At 73.0% G+C, this 17,892-nt stretch carries 13 protein-coding genes; 4 read left to right on the top strand and 9 right to left on the bottom strand.

What is annotated here, in order from left to right; genetic code table 11:
- Position 1: 1 nt before the first annotated feature.
- A complete protein-coding gene (locus tag ABD080_RS11610) occupies positions 2-3,118 on the top strand; it encodes a bifunctional [glutamine synthetase] adenylyltransferase/[glutamine synthetase]-adenylyl-L-tyrosine phosphorylase (RefSeq protein WP_343905102.1) in 3,117 nt (1,038 codons plus the stop codon).
- A gap of 157 nt (positions 3,119-3,275) precedes the next feature.
- Positions 3,276-4,193, top strand: coding sequence for a PD-(D/E)XK nuclease family protein (locus ABD080_RS11605; RefSeq protein WP_343905100.1), 918 nt, complete (start codon positions 3,276-3,278; stop codon positions 4,191-4,193).
- Between the two features lie 10 nt (positions 4,194-4,203).
- Here ABD080_RS11605 and ABD080_RS11600 read toward each other — a convergent pair whose 3' ends face one another.
- The 3 genes from ABD080_RS11600 to glnA form a co-directional block, all read right to left on the bottom strand.
- Positions 4,204-4,869, bottom strand: a complete 666-nt coding sequence (locus ABD080_RS11600; RefSeq protein WP_343905098.1) for a response regulator — start codon at positions 4,867-4,869, stop codon at positions 4,204-4,206.
- On the bottom strand, positions 4,866-6,185 hold the full coding sequence (locus ABD080_RS11595) for a sensor histidine kinase (protein ID WP_343905096.1): 1,320 nt from the start codon (positions 6,183-6,185) through the stop codon (positions 4,866-4,868). Before ABD080_RS11595 ends, ABD080_RS11600 begins: the two co-directional genes overlap by 4 nt.
- A 138-nt stretch (positions 6,186-6,323) precedes the next feature.
- Positions 6,324-7,754: a type I glutamate--ammonia ligase gene (gene glnA / locus ABD080_RS11590; protein WP_137770742.1), complete on the bottom strand. Its 1,431-nt coding sequence runs from the start codon at positions 7,752-7,754 to the stop codon at positions 6,324-6,326.
- Positions 7,755-8,004: 250 nt separating this feature from the next.
- Between glnA and ABD080_RS11585 the strand changes: the two genes are divergently transcribed.
- The gene (locus tag ABD080_RS11585) at positions 8,005-8,439 is read left to right on the top strand and encodes an RDD family protein (RefSeq protein ID WP_343905093.1); all 435 of its coding nucleotides are present in this window, start codon (positions 8,005-8,007) and stop codon (positions 8,437-8,439) included.
- A gap of 357 nt (positions 8,440-8,796) precedes the next feature.
- Here ABD080_RS11585 and ABD080_RS11580 read toward each other — a convergent pair whose 3' ends face one another.
- The 3 genes from ABD080_RS11580 to lipB form a co-directional block, all read right to left on the bottom strand.
- Complete coding sequence (locus ABD080_RS11580) at positions 8,797-9,537, bottom strand: DUF4191 domain-containing protein (RefSeq protein WP_343905091.1); 741 nt, start codon at positions 9,535-9,537, stop codon at positions 8,797-8,799.
- Between the two features lie 31 nt (positions 9,538-9,568).
- Positions 9,569-10,591 carry a lipoyl synthase gene (lipA, locus tag ABD080_RS11575; RefSeq protein WP_259359850.1) on the bottom strand — a complete coding sequence of 341 codons (1,023 nt, stop codon included), beginning with the start codon at positions 10,589-10,591 and terminating at the stop codon, positions 9,569-9,571.
- Positions 10,592-10,654: 63 nt separating this feature from the next.
- Entirely contained in the window at positions 10,655-11,353 is a 699-nt protein-coding gene (lipB, locus tag ABD080_RS11570) for a lipoyl(octanoyl) transferase LipB (RefSeq protein ID WP_343905088.1), read from the bottom strand.
- A gap of 81 nt (positions 11,354-11,434) precedes the next feature.
- Here lipB and ABD080_RS11565 point away from each other — a divergent pair, with 81 nt between their 5' ends.
- Complete coding sequence (locus ABD080_RS11565) at positions 11,435-12,835, top strand: hypothetical protein (RefSeq protein ID WP_343905086.1); 1,401 nt, start codon at positions 11,435-11,437, stop codon at positions 12,833-12,835.
- Positions 12,836-12,925: 90 nt separating this feature from the next.
- Here ABD080_RS11565 and sucB read toward each other — a convergent pair whose 3' ends face one another.
- From sucB to ABD080_RS11550, 3 genes are all read right to left on the bottom strand, one after another.
- A complete protein-coding gene (sucB, locus tag ABD080_RS11560) occupies positions 12,926-14,719 on the bottom strand; it encodes a 2-oxoglutarate dehydrogenase, E2 component, dihydrolipoamide succinyltransferase (protein WP_343905084.1) in 1,794 nt (597 codons plus the stop codon).
- Between the two features lie 28 nt (positions 14,720-14,747).
- Positions 14,748-16,151, bottom strand: coding sequence for a dihydrolipoyl dehydrogenase (gene lpdA / locus ABD080_RS11555; protein ID WP_343905082.1), 1,404 nt, complete (start codon positions 16,149-16,151; stop codon positions 14,748-14,750).
- Between the two features lie 209 nt (positions 16,152-16,360).
- The gene (locus ABD080_RS11550) at positions 16,361-17,818 is read right to left on the bottom strand and encodes a leucyl aminopeptidase (RefSeq protein WP_343905080.1); all 1,458 of its coding nucleotides are present in this window, start codon (positions 17,816-17,818) and stop codon (positions 16,361-16,363) included.
- Positions 17,819-17,892: the final 74 nt, after the last annotated feature.

Raw genomic sequence — 17,892 nt, 5'->3', positions numbered from 1 at the left:
CGTGACCCCCGAGCCGCCCACCACGACCGGCGCCCTCGCACGACTGGGCTTCACGAGCACCGAGCGGGTGCGCCGCTTCCTCACCGAGCCGGCGCTGGCCGGTCTCGAGAAGGGGGCGGCGGCCGCGCTCGGCGCGACACCGGACGGCGACGAGGCGGTGCTCGGTCTGCTCCGTCTGGCGGAGTCCGCGATCGAGGCGGGTCACCGGTCCCTGCTCCAGGAGTTCCTCGAGGACGTCACCACGCCCGGGGCCCCCGGGCACCGGCTGATCCGGCTGCTGGGCACGTCCGTCGCGCTCGGCGACGTGCTCACCCGTCACCCCGAGCTGCTCGAGGTGCTGCGCCGCGGCGACGACGGGCTGACCAGGCCCCGGGACGCGGTGCGCGAGGACCTGCTGCGGGCCGTCGGCGCCGACCCCGCGGCCGACGTCCCGCTCGCCGCGCTCACCGGCCGTGAGGCGCGGGACGCGCTGCGCGTCGCCTATCACGAGCGGCTGCTGCAGATCGCCGCGGCGGACGTCGTCGCCGAGGAGCCCGTCCCGCTGCAGCCGCAGGTCTCCGCCGCGATCGCGGACCTCGCCGACGCGGCCCTCGAGACCGCGGCCGCCGTGGCCCGCGGCGCGGTGGACGGGCACGAGGACGTGCGCTGGAGCGTCATCGCCATGGGGAAGACGGGCGCCCGGGAGCTCAACTACCTCTCGGACGTCGACGTCATGCACGTCGTCGACGTGGCCGACGGCGCGGACATCGACGAGGACGAGCTCGTCGCGCGCGGATCCGCCCTCGCTCGGGAGCTCGCGCGCGTCTGCTCGGACCGCACTGCGGAGGGCTCCCTCTGGCAGGTCGACGCGAACCTCCGACCCGAGGGCAAGGACGGCCCGCTCGTGCGCACCCCGGACTCGTTCCGGCGCTATTACACGACCTGGGCGAAGTCGTGGGAGTTCCAGGCCCTGCTGAAGGCGCGCGCCGCGGCCGGCGACCGCGAGCTGGGCCGCGACTTCGAGGCGATGGTCGAGCCCTGGATCTGGAAGGCCTCGACGCGGGACGGCTTCGTCGAGGACACCCGCGCCATGCGCCGCCGGGTGATCGCCCACATCAAGGCCGGCGAGGCGGACAGGAACCTCAAGCTCGGCCCGGGCGGCCTTCGCGACGTCGAGTTCACCGTCCAGCTGCTGCAGATGGTGCACGGGCGCACCGACGAGGAGCTCCACGCCCGCACGACCCTCGAGGCGCTCGCGCGGCTGGGGGAGGGCGGGTACATCGCCCGCTCCCAGGTCGAGGAGATGGACGAGGCCTACCGCTTCCTGCGCGCCACCGAGCACCGGCTGCAGCTGCACCGCATGCGCCGCACCCAGGTCCTGCCGACGGCCGAGGGGGACCTGCGCCGTCTCGCCCGCTCGCTGCGACTGGGCCCCGAGGAGTTCCGACGCCGCTACCAGCGCACCCGTCGGCGCGTGCGGCAGCTGCACGAGGAGATCTACTACCGGCCGCTGCTCGTCACCTCCGCGAAGCTCTCCGACGACCAGATCGCGCTGAGCCCCGAGGGCGCCGCCGTGCGGCTGTCCGCGATCGGTTACCGGGACGGGACCCGGGCCCTCACCCACATCAAAGCCCTCACCGAGGGGCTCTCGCGCCGCGCAGCGATCCAGCGCCAGCTGCTGCCCGCGATGCTCGAATGGTTCTCCGAGGGCACGGACCCGGACCTCGGCCTGCTCATGTTCCGGCGGCTCTCCGACGTGATCGGCTCCGAGCACTGGTACCTGGGGCTGCTCCGCGACTCCGGCACCGCGGCCCGCCGGCTCACCGCGGTGCTCTCCACGAGCCGCTTCGTGGGGGAGCAGCTCGAGCAGATCCCGGGCGCCGTGCGCTGGCTGTCCCGCGACGAGGACCTCCGCCCGCTCGGCAGGGAGCACCTGAGCCGCGAGTTCCTCGCCGTCATCCGGCGGGTCGAGACCGTCGAGGCGGCACGGGACGTGCTGCGACGCACCCGCAACCGCGAGCTGCTCCGCATCGCTCTCGCCCACCTCACCGGACTCGCCGCCCCGCGCGAGGTGGCGCATGCGCTCACCGATCTCGCGGAGGCGGTGCTCGAGGCCGGGCTGCTCGTCGCCTACCACGCCGTCGCACGGGAGCGGAAGGTCGTCGCGGTCGACTCGGTGCCGCTGCCCGAGGTCGATGCGGTGGACGAGCACACCGCGCCGCAGCTGCGGGAGCGCCGCTCCGATCCGGCCCGCGCCCTCGGCATCGAGATGGCGATCATCGCGATGGGCAGCTTCGGCGCCCGGGAGATGGGCTACTCCTCCGATGCGGACGTCCAGTTCCTGGTCCTCGACCGCGGAGCCGGAGCGGCGAGCGGGGAGATCGGCGTGGCCGTCGCGACGCAGGTCCAGCACATCCTGAACGCTCCCGCCTCCGGAACCGACATGAGGGTCAGCGCGGACCTCCGTCCCGAGGGCCGCAACGGCCTGCTCGCCCGCACCCTGCCCGCATGGGTCGACTACTACCGACGCGATGCCCTCACCTGGGAGAAGCAGGCGCTGCTCCGCGCACGGCCCGTCGTCGCCTCGCAGTCCCTCGCCGAGGAGATCACCACGGAGATGGACCGCCACCGCTATCCCGCCGGCGGCCTCGATCGCGATGCCCGGCGGGAGATCACGCGCATGAAGGCGCGGATCGAGTCGGAGCGGCTGCCGCGCGGCGCCGATCCCGCCCGACACGTGAAGCTCGGCAGGGGGGCGATGACGGACGTCGAGTGGTGCGCGCAGCTCGTCGCCCTCGAGCACGCGCACGACCACGAGGAGCTGCGCACGCCGTCCACCCTCGCGACCCTCGAGGCCGCCGCGGAGGCCGAGCTGCTCGACGCCCGCGAGGTCCGCGAGCTGACCGACGCCTGGGCGCTGTGCTGGCAGATCCGGCGCTGCCTGTTCCTGTGGAAGGGACGCGAGGGGGACCTGCTGCCGACGGACCGCTGGGACCTCCGCGCCCTCGCCCGGCTCGTGGACGGCGAGGAGGACTCCGCCGCGGATCTCGAGGAGCGCTACCTGCGGCTCACCCGCCGCTCCCGGACGATCGCGGAGGAGATCCTCTTCGGCGACAGCTCGGGGATGTCGGACCGCTGAGGAGCGCGCCACGTCACTCCGGCCCGCACGGGACGGCGTCCCGCACCGCAGGCCGGGCCCGGCGTAGCCTGGGCCGGGCTCCCGGACCCGCTGCCGTCCCTCCCTCCGGCACCGCCGTCCTCACCCTCATCCCGTTCCTCCACCACCCCGAGGTGCCATGACCACGCCCCGACTGAGCGCCGACACCCCGCGCGGACGCATGTACCGCCTCGAGCCGGACGGCCCGCTCGTCTATCCCTCGATCACGACGGTCTCCGGGATGCGCGCGAAGGACCATCTCCAGGGCTGGTACGCGACGATGGCCTCCAAGCGCGCGCTCGAGATGTACTCCTGGCTCGCCCGGAACCCCGACCGGGCCGGTGCGGAGATCTCCCGCGTGACCCGTGACCGCTGGGGCTCGCAGAAGAAGATCGCCGCCGCCGCCGAGGAGCACACCCGCGGCGCGGCGGACTTCGGCACCCTCGTCCACGCGGCCTGCGAGGTCTGGGGACGCGACGGCGCGCGCCCGGCGCGGGCGCAGGTGGGGGAGATCGTCGCCGAGATGCGCTCCGCGAGCGGCGCCTTCGCCACCGAGAAGGACCTCGACACGCTGCTCGCCCGCGCGGACGAGCGCCTCGACGGATACGGCGCCTTCCTCGAGGCGTACCAGCCGGAGTTCGTCGAGGTCGAGCAGACCGTCGTCAACCACACCGTGGGCTACGCCGGCACGACCGATGCGATCGTGCGGATCGGCAACACCGTGCTCAGCGCGGACATCAAGACCTCGAAGAAGGTGCGCGGCGACTACGCGCTGCAGGGCGTCGCGGTCACCCGCGCCGAGCACCTGCTCGACGACGACGGCACGATCCGGGACATGCCCGAGCTCATGGGCGCCTTCGTCATCCACCTGCCCGAGGGCGGCGGCTTCGCCGCGGTGCCGCTGCGCACCGGGGACGCCGAGTTCGAGGTCTTCCGCTCCCTGCGCACCGCCTGGTCCTTCGTCCCCGAGGACTGCGCCCTCCCCGCGGCGGGGACGCCGAAGGAGCTGCTGCTGTCGCTCCTGCGCGCCAAGGGCGGCCTCGACGACCTGGGCTGAGCCGCCGCTCTCAGTGCTCCGGACGCAGCATCCCCCGCTCCCGCGCCGCGGCGACGGCCTCCGTGCGGCTCGTGACGGCGAGCTTGTCGAACACGTGCACCAGATGCGTCTTCACCGTCGCCTGGGACAGGAACAGCTCGCTCGCGATCGCGGAGTTGCTGCGCCCGGCGGCGACGAGGGCGAGCACCTCGAGCTCGCGCGCGCTGAGCGCCGTCGGCGAGTCCCGGTCCCGGAGCCGGCGCGCGATCCGCGCGTCCAGCTGCGCCCCGACGGCATCTGACGCGGTCACGGCACCGGGAGATCCGGCGCCCCGACCGGCACGGCGCACGGCCGTCGCGAGCTCCTCCGCCGGGGAGTCCTTCAGGAGGTAGCCCGCGGCGCCGGCGTCCATCGCCGCGAGCACGTCCTGGTCGTTGTCGTAGGTCGTGAGGACCAGCACCGCGGGCGGCGGGTCGAGAGCACGCAGCGGGCCGATCACGGCGGTGCCGCGGGTGCCGGCGCCGAACTGCAGGTCGAGCAGGACGACGTCGGGGAGTACCCGCCGGGCGAGGTCGAGAGCGGCCTCGGCGGTCCCCGCCTCGCCCACCACCTCGATGCCCTCCTCCGCGGCGAGCACCGCGAGCAGGCCGCGGCGCACGATCGCGTGGTCGTCGGCGAGCAGCACACGGCAGGTCATCGGTCCTCCTGGGGGCGGGTGGAGCCGGTGGGGGCACCGGGGATCGGGGTGTCCTGCGGGAGCGGGAGCGAGACCTGCACGGCGGTGCCGTCGCCGGGAGCGGACTCCACGAGCAGGGTCCCGCCCACCGAGGCGGCGCGGGCCCGGGCCGAGCGCAGGCCGAACCCCTCCGCCGCGAGGTCGAATCCCCGGCCGTGATCGACGACGTCGAGCAGCACCGCGTCCCCCTGCAGGGAGACGGTCACGACCGCCTGCCGGGCATCGGCATGCCGCACCACGTTCGCGACGAGGTTCTCCGTGAGCCGGGCGAGGGCGCGCGAGAGGCTGCGGGGGAGCATCGGGCACGCGGGGTCGGTGAGCAGCTCGTCCCGGAGACGGAGGTCCAGGTCGCCCTCCGCCGCGCCGCGCGCGACGATCCGCTCGAGCTCCGCATGGAGGGCGGCGGGGGTGGGGAGCTCGGGCTCCGCGTCGTCCACGAAGCGCCGCGTCTGCATCGAGGTGCGACGCGCCGCGGCACGGGCCTCGGCGAGCAGGCGTCCAGCCTCCGCCGGGTCCTCGCGGTGCAGCGCGCCGTCGGCTGCATCGAGCAGGAGCTGGATGGACAGCGAGGACTGCGCGACGGTGTCGTGCAGCTCGCGGGCGATCCGGTCCCGCTCCGCGGCGGTCGCGGCGGTGCGGGTCTGCTCGGCGATGAGGTCCCGGGCCTCGGCGAGCTCGCGGGCCAGTCGCGTGCGCCGGTCCACCTCTCGCTGCAGGGCTCGCACCGTGAGCACGACGGCGAGGGCGACGAGCGCCCCCACCACGGGGCCGACGATCTCCCCGGCGCTCGGGCTGCCGTCCCGCCCGCCGTAGCCGAGGACGGCGAGGACGGTCACGGCGATCAGCGCGATCACGCCGCCCGCGGTGGGCAGGGCGTACAGCACGGCGAAGTCGAGCCCGAAGGCGATCCACACGGTGCCCGGGTCGAGCACGAGGGTCGCCGCCCAGACCAGGACCGTGGGGACGAGGTAGCCGAGCGCCCACCAGCTGCCGCGCGGCGAGGGGGAGTGGCGCAGTGCCCGACGCGCACCGATCGAGTACACGGAGGCCAGGACCACGAGCAGGGCGACGAGCAGGAGATCCGCCGAGCTCGAGGGCGGGGCGAGCGCGAGCCCCGCCGCGAGCGCGATCAGCAGGTAGACCAGTGCGTGCACCGCCCAGCGCAGCGCCGCGGCGAAAGGGGTGCCCACCAGGTCCACGGTGAGGTCCTGCGCCGGCACGACCGGGGGGACGGCGCCCGGGGGCGAGGGGTCGGGCTCGTGGCGCGGGTGGGACATGGTGCGAGCCTATCCGCGTGTCCCGGGGTCCCCGGGAACGAGATCGGTGCGAGCGGATGGTTCGGCCCCCGAGACAGGGGACGGGCCCCGACCCTGCACGGATGCAGGACCGGGGCCCGTCAGGACACCGAGATCGGCTCAGATGTCGTAGTACAGCTCGAACTCGTGGGGGTGCGGGCGGAAGCGGAACGGATCGATCTCCGTGGTGCGCTTGAGCTCGATCCAGGTCGAGATGAGGTCCTCGGGGAACACGTCGCCCTCGGTGAGGTAGTCGTGGTCCGCCTCGAGGGCGTCGAGCGCCTCGCCGAGGGACGCCGGGAGCTGCTTGATGAGCTGGTGCTCCTCGGGGGGCAGCTCGTAGAGGTCCTTGTCGATCGGCTCGGGCGGCTCGATGCGGTTGCGGATGCCGTCGATGCCGGCCATGAGCTGCGCCGCGAAGGACAGGTACGGGTTCGCCGAGGGGTCGGGCGCACGGAACTCGATGCGCTTGGCCTTCGGGGAGGAGCCGGTGACCGGGATGCGGATCGCGGCGGAGCGGTTGCGGGCCGAGTAGACCATGTTGACCGGGGCCTCGAAGCCGGGCACGAGGCGCTTGAAGGAGTTCACCGTGGGGTTGGTGAAGGCCGTCAGCGAGGGCGCGTGCTCGATCAGTCCGCCGATGTACCAGCGGGCGAGATCGGAGAGGCCGCCGTAGCCGCGCTCGTCGAAGAACAGCGGCTCGCCGTCCTTCCAGAGCGACTGGTGGGTGTGCATGCCCGAGCCGTTGTCGCCGAAGAGGGGCTTGGGCATGAAGGTCGCGGTCTTGCCGGCGTCCCACACGGTGTTCTTCACGACGTACTTGAACTTCATGACGTCGTCGGCCGCGTTGAGCAGCGTGTTGAAGCGGTAGTTGATCTCCTGCTGGCCGGCGGTGCCCACCTCGTGGTGCGCACGCTCGACCTCGAGGCCGGTGTCGCCGAGGATCGCGCAGATCTCGTCGCGCAGGTCGGCCATCTGGTCGTTCGGCGGGACGGGGAAGTAACCGCCCTTGACGCGGGTCTTGTAGCCCTGGTTGCCGCCGAACTCGGACTCGTCGCGGTCCGTGTTCCAGGAGGCCTCGTCGGAGTCGATCGCGTAGAAGCCGGAGTTGATGCCGGTCTTGAAGCGGACGTCGTCGAAGATGTAGAACTCGGCCTCGGCGGCGAAGAACGCGGTGTCCGCGATGCCGGTCGAGGTGAGGTACTCCTGCGCCTTGGAGGCGACGGTGCGCGGATCGCGGGAGTAGGGCTCGTCCGTGAACGGGTCCACGATCGAGAAGTTGATGATGAGCGTCTTGCGCTCCCGGAACGGGTCCAGGTACGCCGTGTCCAGGTCCGGGACGAGCTTCATGTCGGACTCGTGGATCGCCTGGAAGCCGCGGATGGAGGAGCCGTCGAACAGCTGCCCCGTCTCCATGGCCTCCTCGTCGAAGGAGCTGGCCGGCAGGTTGAAGTGCTGCATGACGCCGGGAAGGTCGCAGAAGCGGATGTCGATGAACTCGACGCCCTCCTCCTCGATGAACTTCACGACCTCGCTGGGATTGTTGAACACATCTCCTCCATCCGCACCGGGCGGTGCGTCTTGTGCTGTCTCACCCCGGGGCCATCTCGTGCCCCCGGACGTCCCGGCGCCCGAGCATGAGCGCCGTTCGCGGGTGCGCCCAGCGTAGACCGTGGGGAAGGCGGTCGCCCTGCGCTCCCGCGGACCGGTCGCGGCGCCCCGGAACCCGTCCCGCCCCCCTCTCGCCGGGGACCGGGGTGGGTCCCAGGGACCGCTCCGCGCCCGCGGCTAGGCTGGGCGCGTGATCGAGCGCAAGGACCTGGGCAGCTGGATGGACGGCGCCCCGAGCGAGGCCGGGCACGTCCCCGGATCGACCTGGGGACTGCCGGCCGACGGCCCCGGCGCGGTCGCCGCGGCGGGCCGCCGCTTCGCGACGCTGCTCGTGGACTGGGCGCTCGCCTCGGTCGTCTCCGCCCTCGTGTTCGACTACGAGTCCGTGGCGACCCTCGTTCTCTTCGCGACGATGAACGTCCTGCTCATCACCGTTTTCGGTGCGACGCCCGGGCAGTTCCTGCTGCGCCTGCGGGTGACCCCGGTGAGCGGCCGCTCGCCGATGGTGCTGCGCGCGCTGATCCGCACGCTCCTGCTGCTGCTCGTCCTGCCCGCGGTGATCTGGAACCGCGACCGGCAGCCCCTCCATGACGCGGTCGCCGGGACCGCAGTCGTGCGGGCCTGAGCCCCCGCGAACGCACCCCGGCCGTCGGCGCAGACCCGGCGCCGCGAACCCGTTGACCGCCCGCTGGACGCGGAGGGGGTCCGCAGGCATGCGCGTGCGGCGCGTCCCCGCGCACCCTCTCGCCCCGTCGGGGGACTGCCGACGGCGCCCCGATCCGCACACATGGACCGCCCAAATGTGGCCTCTGACCTGCACGTCCATTAAGATAACGTTCCGATAACGAAGGTAACGACAAGATAACGGGGTCTCACGGGCGTCCACCGTCGGCCCGGCCGGTGCCGCCGGAAGGGCGCCGGACAGCACGGAACCCCGCCGGCAGGAGCCGACGGGGTTCCGGATGCTGAGACGATCCGGGGCTCAGCGGCCGCGCATTGCCTTGCGGTTCGGGCGTGCGCGCATCGGGTCGACGCCCTTCGGCACGGCCTGACGGATCGAGCGCTGGAGCGCCGCGAGGCGCTTGGTCACCTGCGCCGCCTCGTCCTTCGTGAGCGTCCTCTTCAGGCGCGTCATGTGCGAGGGCAGCTTGTGCAGCGGCACCTGGCCCTCTCCGTCGCCCACGACGATCTGGTGGATGGGCACCTCGTCATGGGGCAGCACCCGGCCGATCGCCCGGCGCTCCTTCTCGATGAGCTTCAGCGACAGGTTCGAGGAGTCCTCGGCGACGATCACGATGCCCGGGCGCCCGGAGGCGCGGAAGAGCATCTTCTGGCTGCGCGGATCGATCTGCACCGGCTCCTCGGAGACGTTCCAGCCGCGACGGATCGACTGCATGGCCGCGAGGGCGGCGCCGGGCTGATCCTTGATCCGCTCGAACGCGGCACGCTCCGCACGACGGGCGAGGATGATCATCGCGAGCAGCACGCCCACGGCCAGACCCAGGAACACGCCGTACCAGGGGCTGTCGAAGACGAGCCAGCTCAGCAGGACGAACACGACGATCGAGAGCACGATCGCCCCGATCATCAGCGGCGCGGTGGCCTTGTCGACGCTCTGGGTGTACTTGAACACCTCGAGCATCTGCTTGAGCCGGCCGGGCTCCTTCTTCGGCTTCTCGGCGGCGGCGCCCCGGGGCGCGGTGGACTCGCTCTTGCGGGCCATGGTGGTACTCGGTCCTCTCGGTGGTCGGGCGTCAGCCCGCTGCGACCTGCTGCTGGCGGGCGACGACGCTCGCCGCCTCCTGCCGTGCCGGCTGGTCCACGTCCAGGTGCCGCAGGTTCTCCGGGATCTCACGGCCGAGCTTGCGCATGGCCTGAGCCCAGAGCTTGCCGGCACGGTAGGAGGAGCGGACCATCGGACCGGCCATGACGCCGAGGAAGCCCATCTCCTCGGCCGCACGGGACAGCTCGAGGAACTCCTCGGGCTTGACCCAGCGGTCGATGGGGTGGTGCAGCTTCGACGGTCGCAGGTACTGGGTGATGGTGATGATGTCGCAGCCCGCGTCGTGCAGCTGCTGGAGGGAGTCGACGATCTCCTCGGTGGTCTCGCCCATCCCGAGGATGAGGTTCGACTTGGTGATCATGCCGTTGTCCTTGGCGAGGCGGATCACCGAGAGGGAGCGGTCGTAGCGGAAGGCGGGGCGGATCTGCTTGAAGATCCGCGGCACCGTCTCCAGGTTGTGGGCGAACACCTCGGGCCGGGACTCGAAGACCTGGGCGAGCGCCTCGCCGTTGCCCTTGATGTCGTCGATGAGGAGCTCGACGCCGGTGCCGGGGTTCATCGCGTGGATCTGGCGGCAGGTCTGCGCGAAGAGCCCGGCGGCGCCGTCGGGCAGGTCGTCGCGGGCCACGCCCGTGATCGTGGAGTAGCGCAGGCCCATCTCCTTGACGGACTGCGCGACCTTGAACGGCTCCATCGGATCCACGGCCATCGGCTTGCCGGTGGCGATGTCGCAGAAGTCGCAGCGGCGGGTGCAGGTGTCACCGCCGATGAGGAAGGTCGCCTCGCGATCCTCCCAGCACTCGAAGATGTTGGGACAGCCTGCCTCCTCGCAGACGGTGTGCAGACCCTGCCCGTGCACGCGCTTCTTCATGGCGCTGTACTCGGGGCCCATCACGGCACGGGTCTTGATCCATTCGGGCTTGCGCTCGATCGGGACCTCGGCGTTGCGCTTCTCGACGCGCAGCAGGCGCCGTCCTTCGGGAGCGATGGTCACCCTCGTGCCTCCTCGGAGTCGACTGTCACGGCAGTCTATCGAGCATGGAGGGCGGGCGGCGGCTCAGCGCGCCCGTGGGGCAGTGCGCTCCGCCACGAGCTCGCGCAGCCGCTCCTCCGCGACGTCGATCACCGCGGAGACGGGCACCTGGCGCCCCAGCTCGCGGCTGATGCTCGTCACGCCCGCGTCGTCGATGCCGCAGGGGATCACGTTCTGCGCCCACGAGAGATCGTTCGCGCAGTTCAGGGCGAAGCCGTGCATCGTGGTGCGCTTCGAGACGCGCATGCCGATCGCGCAGACCTTGCGGTCCTCCTCGCCGTCGCGCACCACCCATACCCCGCTGCGGCCCTCGACCGGTCGCGTGGGGAGTCCGATCTCGTCGCACACGTCGATGATCGCGTGCTCGAGGGCACGGACGAGGCCCACCACGTCGATCGGGGCAGGCAGGGTGACGATGGGATAGCCGACCAGCTGCTGGGGGCCGTGCCAGGTGATCTTGCCGCCGCGGTCGATGTCGACGACCGGTGCGCCGTCCTGCGGCCGCTCGGCCTCCGCCGTGAGCTTCCCGGCCGTGTAGACGGGCTGGTGCTCGAGGAGGAGGACGGTGTTCGGCCGCTCGCCGGCGACGACCTCGGCATGGATCCTGCGCTGCAGGTCCCACGCGGCCCGGTACTCGAGGGGACCGGGGGGAAGATCGAACTCCTCATGGCGGTCCTCCCCGGGACGGGGGTCGCTGAGGCCGAGGCGGATCACGTCGAGCACCCGGCCACCCTACTCCGGCCACGACCTGCGCACTGTGGACGACCAGCGGGCCCGACACGCACCGTGGACGACACTGCCGCCATGCAGCCATCGGATGACGCCGCCCCCTCACCGACCCCGGTGGGGCACGAGCCCGGGGTACGGGGGCACGGACGCCGACGCAGCGACGGAGCACGCGCTCCCCGCGCCCTCCCGACCCAGGAGGATCGGGAGGAGACGCTGCTCGAGGACGGCCGGCAGGGCGTGCGCGTGCGACCGCTCACCGCCGCGGGGGAGCTCCGGGTGCGTGAGGAGATGCAGCTGCTCGCCGAGCTCGAGCTGGCCGGGGTGCGCGCGGCGCCGGCCGTTCTCGCCGTCGAGGAGGAGGGCTACCTGCGTGAGCTCCTCGCACCGGTGCGTGCCGGGACCGGGCGCCGCAGCGACCCCGCTGGCGCCCCGCACACCGGGGAGCGCGAGGCGCTGGCGGCGGCGCGGGAGGATCTCGACGAGCTGCTCGCCGCTCTCCACGATCGCGGGTGGGTGCTCGGGGCGCCGCCGGGCACGGGCCTCGGCCGACGCGCCTCCGGGGGCGTCGCCCCGATCCGGCTCGACGGGCTCCGGCGTTCGGGGAGCATCGGCGACCGGCAGCTCGACCGGCTCTGGGCGGACTCGGTGCTCGAGGACGGCGACCGGACGCTCCGACGCCGCGGCCCCTCGCGGGGCTGGACGGACGTCGAGGGCGCGAGGATCACCGGAGACGCCGGCGACGCGGGACCTGCGGGGGACCAGGTCCAGGAGGTGCCGCCCGAGGTCCCGGCACCGGAATCCGCACCGGCGGCGTCCCCGCCGTGGCCCGGGCCCGTCCCGGCGGGCGCACTCCCGCTCCCGGCGCCCCGCGCCGCCGGCGGGGAGCACCGCGCACGAGCGCGATCCCGCGCCGGTCTGCGCCATCGCACCGTGGACCGGGTCCGTCGGACGGCCCGGCGACGCCCGCGGACCCTCCTCGCCGCGGTGCTGGCCGGAGCCGTCCTGATCGGCGGATGCGCCGTCGTGGGGACGCGTCTCGCCGGCACCGGCACCGCGGGCGAGGTCACGGCCGACGCCCCCGCCGCTCAGGCACCGGACGCGGCCGAGATCACCGACGCCTTGGCGCTCGCCACCGAGCTGGGCACGGCGCGCCACGCCTATGTGACCGGCGCCTCGGGCACCTCGGTCGCCGTCCCGGGCAGCGACGCCGCCGCGGAGGACGACGCGCTGCGCGCCGCCTACGCCGGCAGCGAGGTGCACGGCGGGGAGCCGGTCGTCGAGGAGGCCGCGCTGCTCGCGGTCGAGGACGGTCCCGGCACGGCCTCGCTGCGCGTCGTGACCTCGACACCCGCCCACGAGGTGCAGGAGGAGGACGGCACGGTGCGCACTGTCGAGGCGACGGCGCCGTCGGTCGTCGTGCTGCACCTCGAGTGGACCGGCACCCGCTGGCGCATCGCCTCCGCCGAGGCGGCGTAGGAAAGCCGGTGGCCCGGCATCCTGGGCAGGATGCCGGGCCATCGGTGCTCGCTCAGGCCCGCGGGGGAGCGGGCCGGGCGTCGATCGGGCTCAGAGTCCGAGATCGGACTCGAACGCGCCCTCCTCGAGCCGCTTCTTCATGTGGGTGAGGAAGCGGGCGGCGTCGCCGCCGTCCACCAGGCGGTGGTCGTAGGAGAGGAACAGGTACATCATCGAGCGGATCGCGATGGAGTCGTCCCCCTCCGCGTTCTGCACGACCGCCGGGCGCTTCACGATGGTGCCGCAGCCCAGGATGCCGACCTGCGGGTCCGGGACGATCGGGGTGTCCCAGAGGGCGCCGCCCGAACCGGTGTTCGTGATCGTGAAGGTCGCGCCCTGGAGATCGTCCGGGGTGAGCTTGTTGCCCTTCGCCCGGGCGCCCAGGTCGCCGATCTGGCGGGCGAGGCCCGCGAGGTTCAGGTCACCCGAGTTCTTGATGACCGGGACCACGAGACCGCGCTCGGTGTCCGCCGCCATGCCGATGTTCTCCGACGCGCCGTAGCGGATCGTCTCGCCGTCGATCGTGGCGTTGAGCTTCGGGTAGGTCTTCAGCGCCTCGACCGCCGCCTGCATGATGAACGGCAGGAAGGTGAGCTTGGCGCCCTCGCGCTGGGCGAAGGAGTCCTTGGCACGGCCGCGGAGCTTCGCGACGCGGGTCATGTCGACCTCGACCGCGGTGGTCAGCTGGGCCATGGAGTGCAGCGACTCCATCATCCGCTTGGCGGTGACCTTGCGGATGCGGGTCATCTTCTCCTCGGTGCCGCGCAGCGGGGAGACCTCGACCGGAGCGGCTGCCGTGGCGGGGGCGCCGGCAGGAGCCGAGGCGGCCGGGGCCGCCTGCTGCTGCGCCTGCGCGTCGATCGCCTTCTGGACGTCCTGCTTGCGGATGCGGCCGCCGAGGCCGGTGCCGGAGACCGTGGAGAGGTCGATGCCGGCCTCGGCCGCCATCTTCCGCACGAGCGGGGTCACGTAGCCGGAGGACTCCGCGCCGGAGACCGAGGCATCGGCCTGCGGGGCGGGAGCGGCGGGCGCCGCCGGAGCGGCCGGGGCCTTCTCCGGGGCAGGGGCCGGGGTCTCCTTCGGCGCAGGGGCTGCGGCCGGCTTCTCCTCGGCCGCGGGCTCCGGAGCCTTCTCCTCGACCTTCGCCTCGGGCGCAGGGGCGGCCGGGGCGGCCGCCGGGGCGGAGCCCGAGGAGTCGCCGACGATCGCGAGCACGGCACCGACCTCGGCGTCCTCGTCCTCCTGGACGCGGATCTCGATCACGGTGCCGGCGACGGGGGAGGGGATCTCGGTGTCGACCTTGTCGGTCGAGACCTCGAGCAGGGGCTCGTCGACCTCGACGGTGTCGCCGACGCTCTTCAGCCAGCGGGTGACCGTGCCCTCGGTGACGGACTCGCCGAGCGCGGGCATCGTCACCTCCTGGCCCTCGCCGGAGCCGCCGGCGGCCGGCTTCTCCTCGGACGCGGGGGTGTCGGTCGAGGGAGCGGCGGTCTCGTCGGAGGCGAGGTCCTCACCCTGGGAGGACTCGGCGGCGGGCTCCTCCGCGGGGGCCTCCTCGGCCGGGGCCTCGGCGCCGGAGTCGCCGGAATCGGCGGCGCCGGAGCCCGAGCCGTCCCCGATCACGACGAGATCGGCGCCGACCTCGGCGTCCTCGTCCTCCTGCACCAGGATCTGCTCGATGGTGCCGGCGACGGGGGAGGGGATCTCGGTGTCGACCTTGTCGGTCGAGACCTCGAGCAGGGGCTCGTCGACCTCGACGGTGTCGCCGACGCTCTTCAGCCAGCGGGTGACCGTGCCCTCGGTGACGGACTCGCCCAGTGCGGGCATCTTGACGGTTTCGGACATCAGGTGTCTCCTTCGGGAGTCGTCAGGCTCAGGCGTGGGCGTGGAGGGGCTTGCCGGCCAGTGCGAGGGCGGCCTCGCCCATGGCCTCGTGCTGCGAGGGGTGGCCGTGGATCAGCGAGGCGACGTCCTCGGGGTACGCCTCCCAGTTCACCATGAGCAGGGCCTCGCCCATGAGCTCCGAGACGCGCGTGCCGATCATGTGGACGCCGACGATCGGGCCGTCCTTCTCGCGCACGAGCTTGATGAAGCCGGTGGTGTTGAGGATCTGGGACTTGCCGTTGCCGCCGAGGTTGTACTCGTAGGACTGCACGCCCTCCTCGCCGAACTGCTCCTTGGCCTGCTTCTCGGTGAGGCCCACGGAGCCGAGCTCCGGCTCGCAGTAGGTGATGCGCTCGATGCCGGACTCGACGATCGGCGCGGGGTTCAGGCCGGCGATGCGCTCCGCGACGAAGATGCCCTGGGCGAAGCCGCGGTGCGCGAGCTGGAGGCCGGGGACGATGTCGCCGACGGCGTGGATGCCGGGGACGTTCGTCTCGAGGGTCTGCTTGTCCGCGAGCACGAAGCCGCGGTCCATCTCGATGCCCTGCTCCTCGTAGCCGAGGCCCTTCGTGTTCGGACCGCGGCCCACGGCGACGAGGAGGTAGTCGCCCTCGTACACGGTGCCGTCGGCGAGGGTGACCTTGACGCCGTCGGCGGTCTGCTCGGCCTTCTCGAAGAAGATGCCGAGCGAGAAGGCGATGCCGCGCTTCTTGTAGGCGCGCTCGAGGGCCTTCGAGAGCGCCTCGTCCTCGTTGGCGACCAGGTGGGGCAGACCCTCGATGATCGTGACGGACTCGGCGCCGAGCGACTTCCACACCGAGGCGAACTCGACGCCGATGACGCCGCCGCCCAGGATGATGGGGTTCTTCGGCATGTCCGTGAGCTGCAGCGCGGCCTCGGAGTCGATGATGCGGCCGCCCAGCTCGAGGCCGGGGAGCGTCTTGGAGAAGGAGCCGGAGGCGAGCACGACGTTCTTGCCGGTGAGGGTGCGGGTGCCGCCCTCGGTCTCGACGGTGACGGTGTTCTTGCCGGTGAGCCTGCCGTAGCCCTCGACGTACTCGACCTTCGAGGACTTCACGAGGCCCTGGAGGCCCTTGTACAGACGGCCGATGATCTTGTCCTTGAAGCCGAGGACCTTCGAGTAGTCCACGGAGTTCAGGGTGATGTCCAGGCCCAGGGCGGAGCCCTCGGAGGGGGTGCCGGCGACCTCGCCGACGTGCAGGAGGGCCTTCGTGGGGACGCAGCCGCGGTGCAGGCAGGTGCCGCCGACCTTGTCCTTCTCGACGAGGGCGATGCTGAGGCCGAGCTGGGCGCCGCGCAGCGCGGTCGCGTACCCGCCGCTGCCACCGCCCAGGATCACGACGTCGTACTGGTCAGTGGTTGTATCCGCCACCTGTGTGCTCCTCGGTGCGTAGGGGGATCATGCGGCACGGCTGCCGGCCCCGTGGCCGACGCTGCCGCTTGCGGGGTCCATGCTAGGCCACGTCAGGGGCTCATGAGGCCCAGTCGGGGCCTCGTCGGGAGTGACCTGAGCGGCGTCCGCTCCGTGGCGGGCCGGACCCGACGGTCGGTCCGGCCCCCACGGCGCGTCGGCCGGTCTGCTCAGGCGCGTCCGGCGCGCTGCTCGAGCACGGAGAGCACGGTGCGCATGCTCATGCCCGTCGCGCCCTTGCCCATGTAGCCGAACGGGGAGTCGGCGTAGGCGGGACCGGCGATGTCGAGGTGGGCCCACGGCACGTCCCCCACGAACTCCTGGAGGAACACGCCCGCGGTGAGGGCGCCTCCCCAGCGGCCGGCGCCCATGTTGCGGAGGTCCGCGACGAGGCCGTCGAGCGCGGGGCGCAGCTCCTCGGGGAAGGGCAGGGGCCAGAAGGGCTCGCCGGTCGCGGCGGAGGCGGCGAGCACCTCGTCGCGCGCGGACTCCGTGCCCATCACCGCGGCGGTGCGCTGGCCGAGCGCGACGACCGCCGCACCCGTGAGCGTCGCCACGTCCATGACGAGGTCGGGCTCGCCGGCCGCGGCGTCGACGAGGGCGTCGGCCATGACCATGCGGCCCTCGGCGTCGGTGTTGAGCACCTCGACCGTGCGGCCGTTGCGCATCGTGACGACGTCCCCGGGACGCTGGGCGCCGCCGCCGGGCATGTTCTCGGCCAGGGCGAGGTAGGTCGTCACGGCGACGGGGAGGCCCAGGCGCGCGGCGGCGAGGGTCGCGCCGAGGACGGTCGCGGCGCCGGCCATGTCGGAGGTCATCTCCTCCATGCCGGCCGGCGGCTTGAGCGAGATGCCGCCGGTGTCGAAGGTGATCCCCTTGCCCACGAGGGCGACCGAGGAGGCCGCGCCCGCGGGGGCGTACTCGACCTTCACCAGGCGCGGCGGGCGGGCCGAGCCCTGCCCCACGCCGACGATGCCGCCGTAGCCGCCCGCGACGAGCTGCTCCTCGTCCAGCACGGTGACGGTGAGCGGGAGATCCGCGGCGAGCTCCTGGGCGCGCTCGGCGAAGGCCGCCGGGTACAGCAGGTTCGGCGGGGTGTTGACGAGGTCGCGCACGGCGGCGACGGCGTCCGCGAGGATCTCCGCCCGCTCGACGGCGGCCGGGGCGAGGTCGCCGAGCACGGAGATCGCGCCGAGGGCAGGCTTGGCGCCCGCGGCCTCGGACTTGTGGGCGATGAAGGCGTAGGCGCCGAGCGCCGCACCCTCGACGGCGGCGGCGAGCTGCTCGGCCGTGGCCCCCGGGAGCGCGATCGCGGCGGAGCCGACACCCGCGAGGGACCGGGCGGCCGCGCCGTAGGCGAGGCGCACGTCCTGGTCGGAGACGTCCGCGAGCTCCTCGGCGCCGAGACCGACGAGCAGCAGGCTGCCCGCGGAGGTCAGGTCTCCGGCGGGGAGGCGATGGGTCTCGCCGCGGCCGGCGGAGGGGGAGAGGGCGGCGACGGCCGCGGTGACGGCGTCCTCGCCGGGCACGACCGACGGGGCGCCGTCGGCGCCGCGGAGCAGGGGGAGGACCAGGACGTCCGTGTCGACGGAGGTCACACTGGCATCGGAAACGGTGATCGAAGGCATGGCATCTATCGTAGGCACCGGTCCGGCGCCCACGGGGCGACTGCTCCCGGGCCCGGGCTCCCCGCCGCCGGGGA

Source organism: Brachybacterium rhamnosum (genome assembly GCF_039526185.1).
Classification (GTDB): Bacteria; Actinomycetota; Actinomycetes; order Actinomycetales; family Dermabacteraceae; genus Brachybacterium; species Brachybacterium rhamnosum.
Note: the sequence above shows the minus strand (reverse complement) of the source record. Positions and strands in the feature narration are given on the sequence as shown.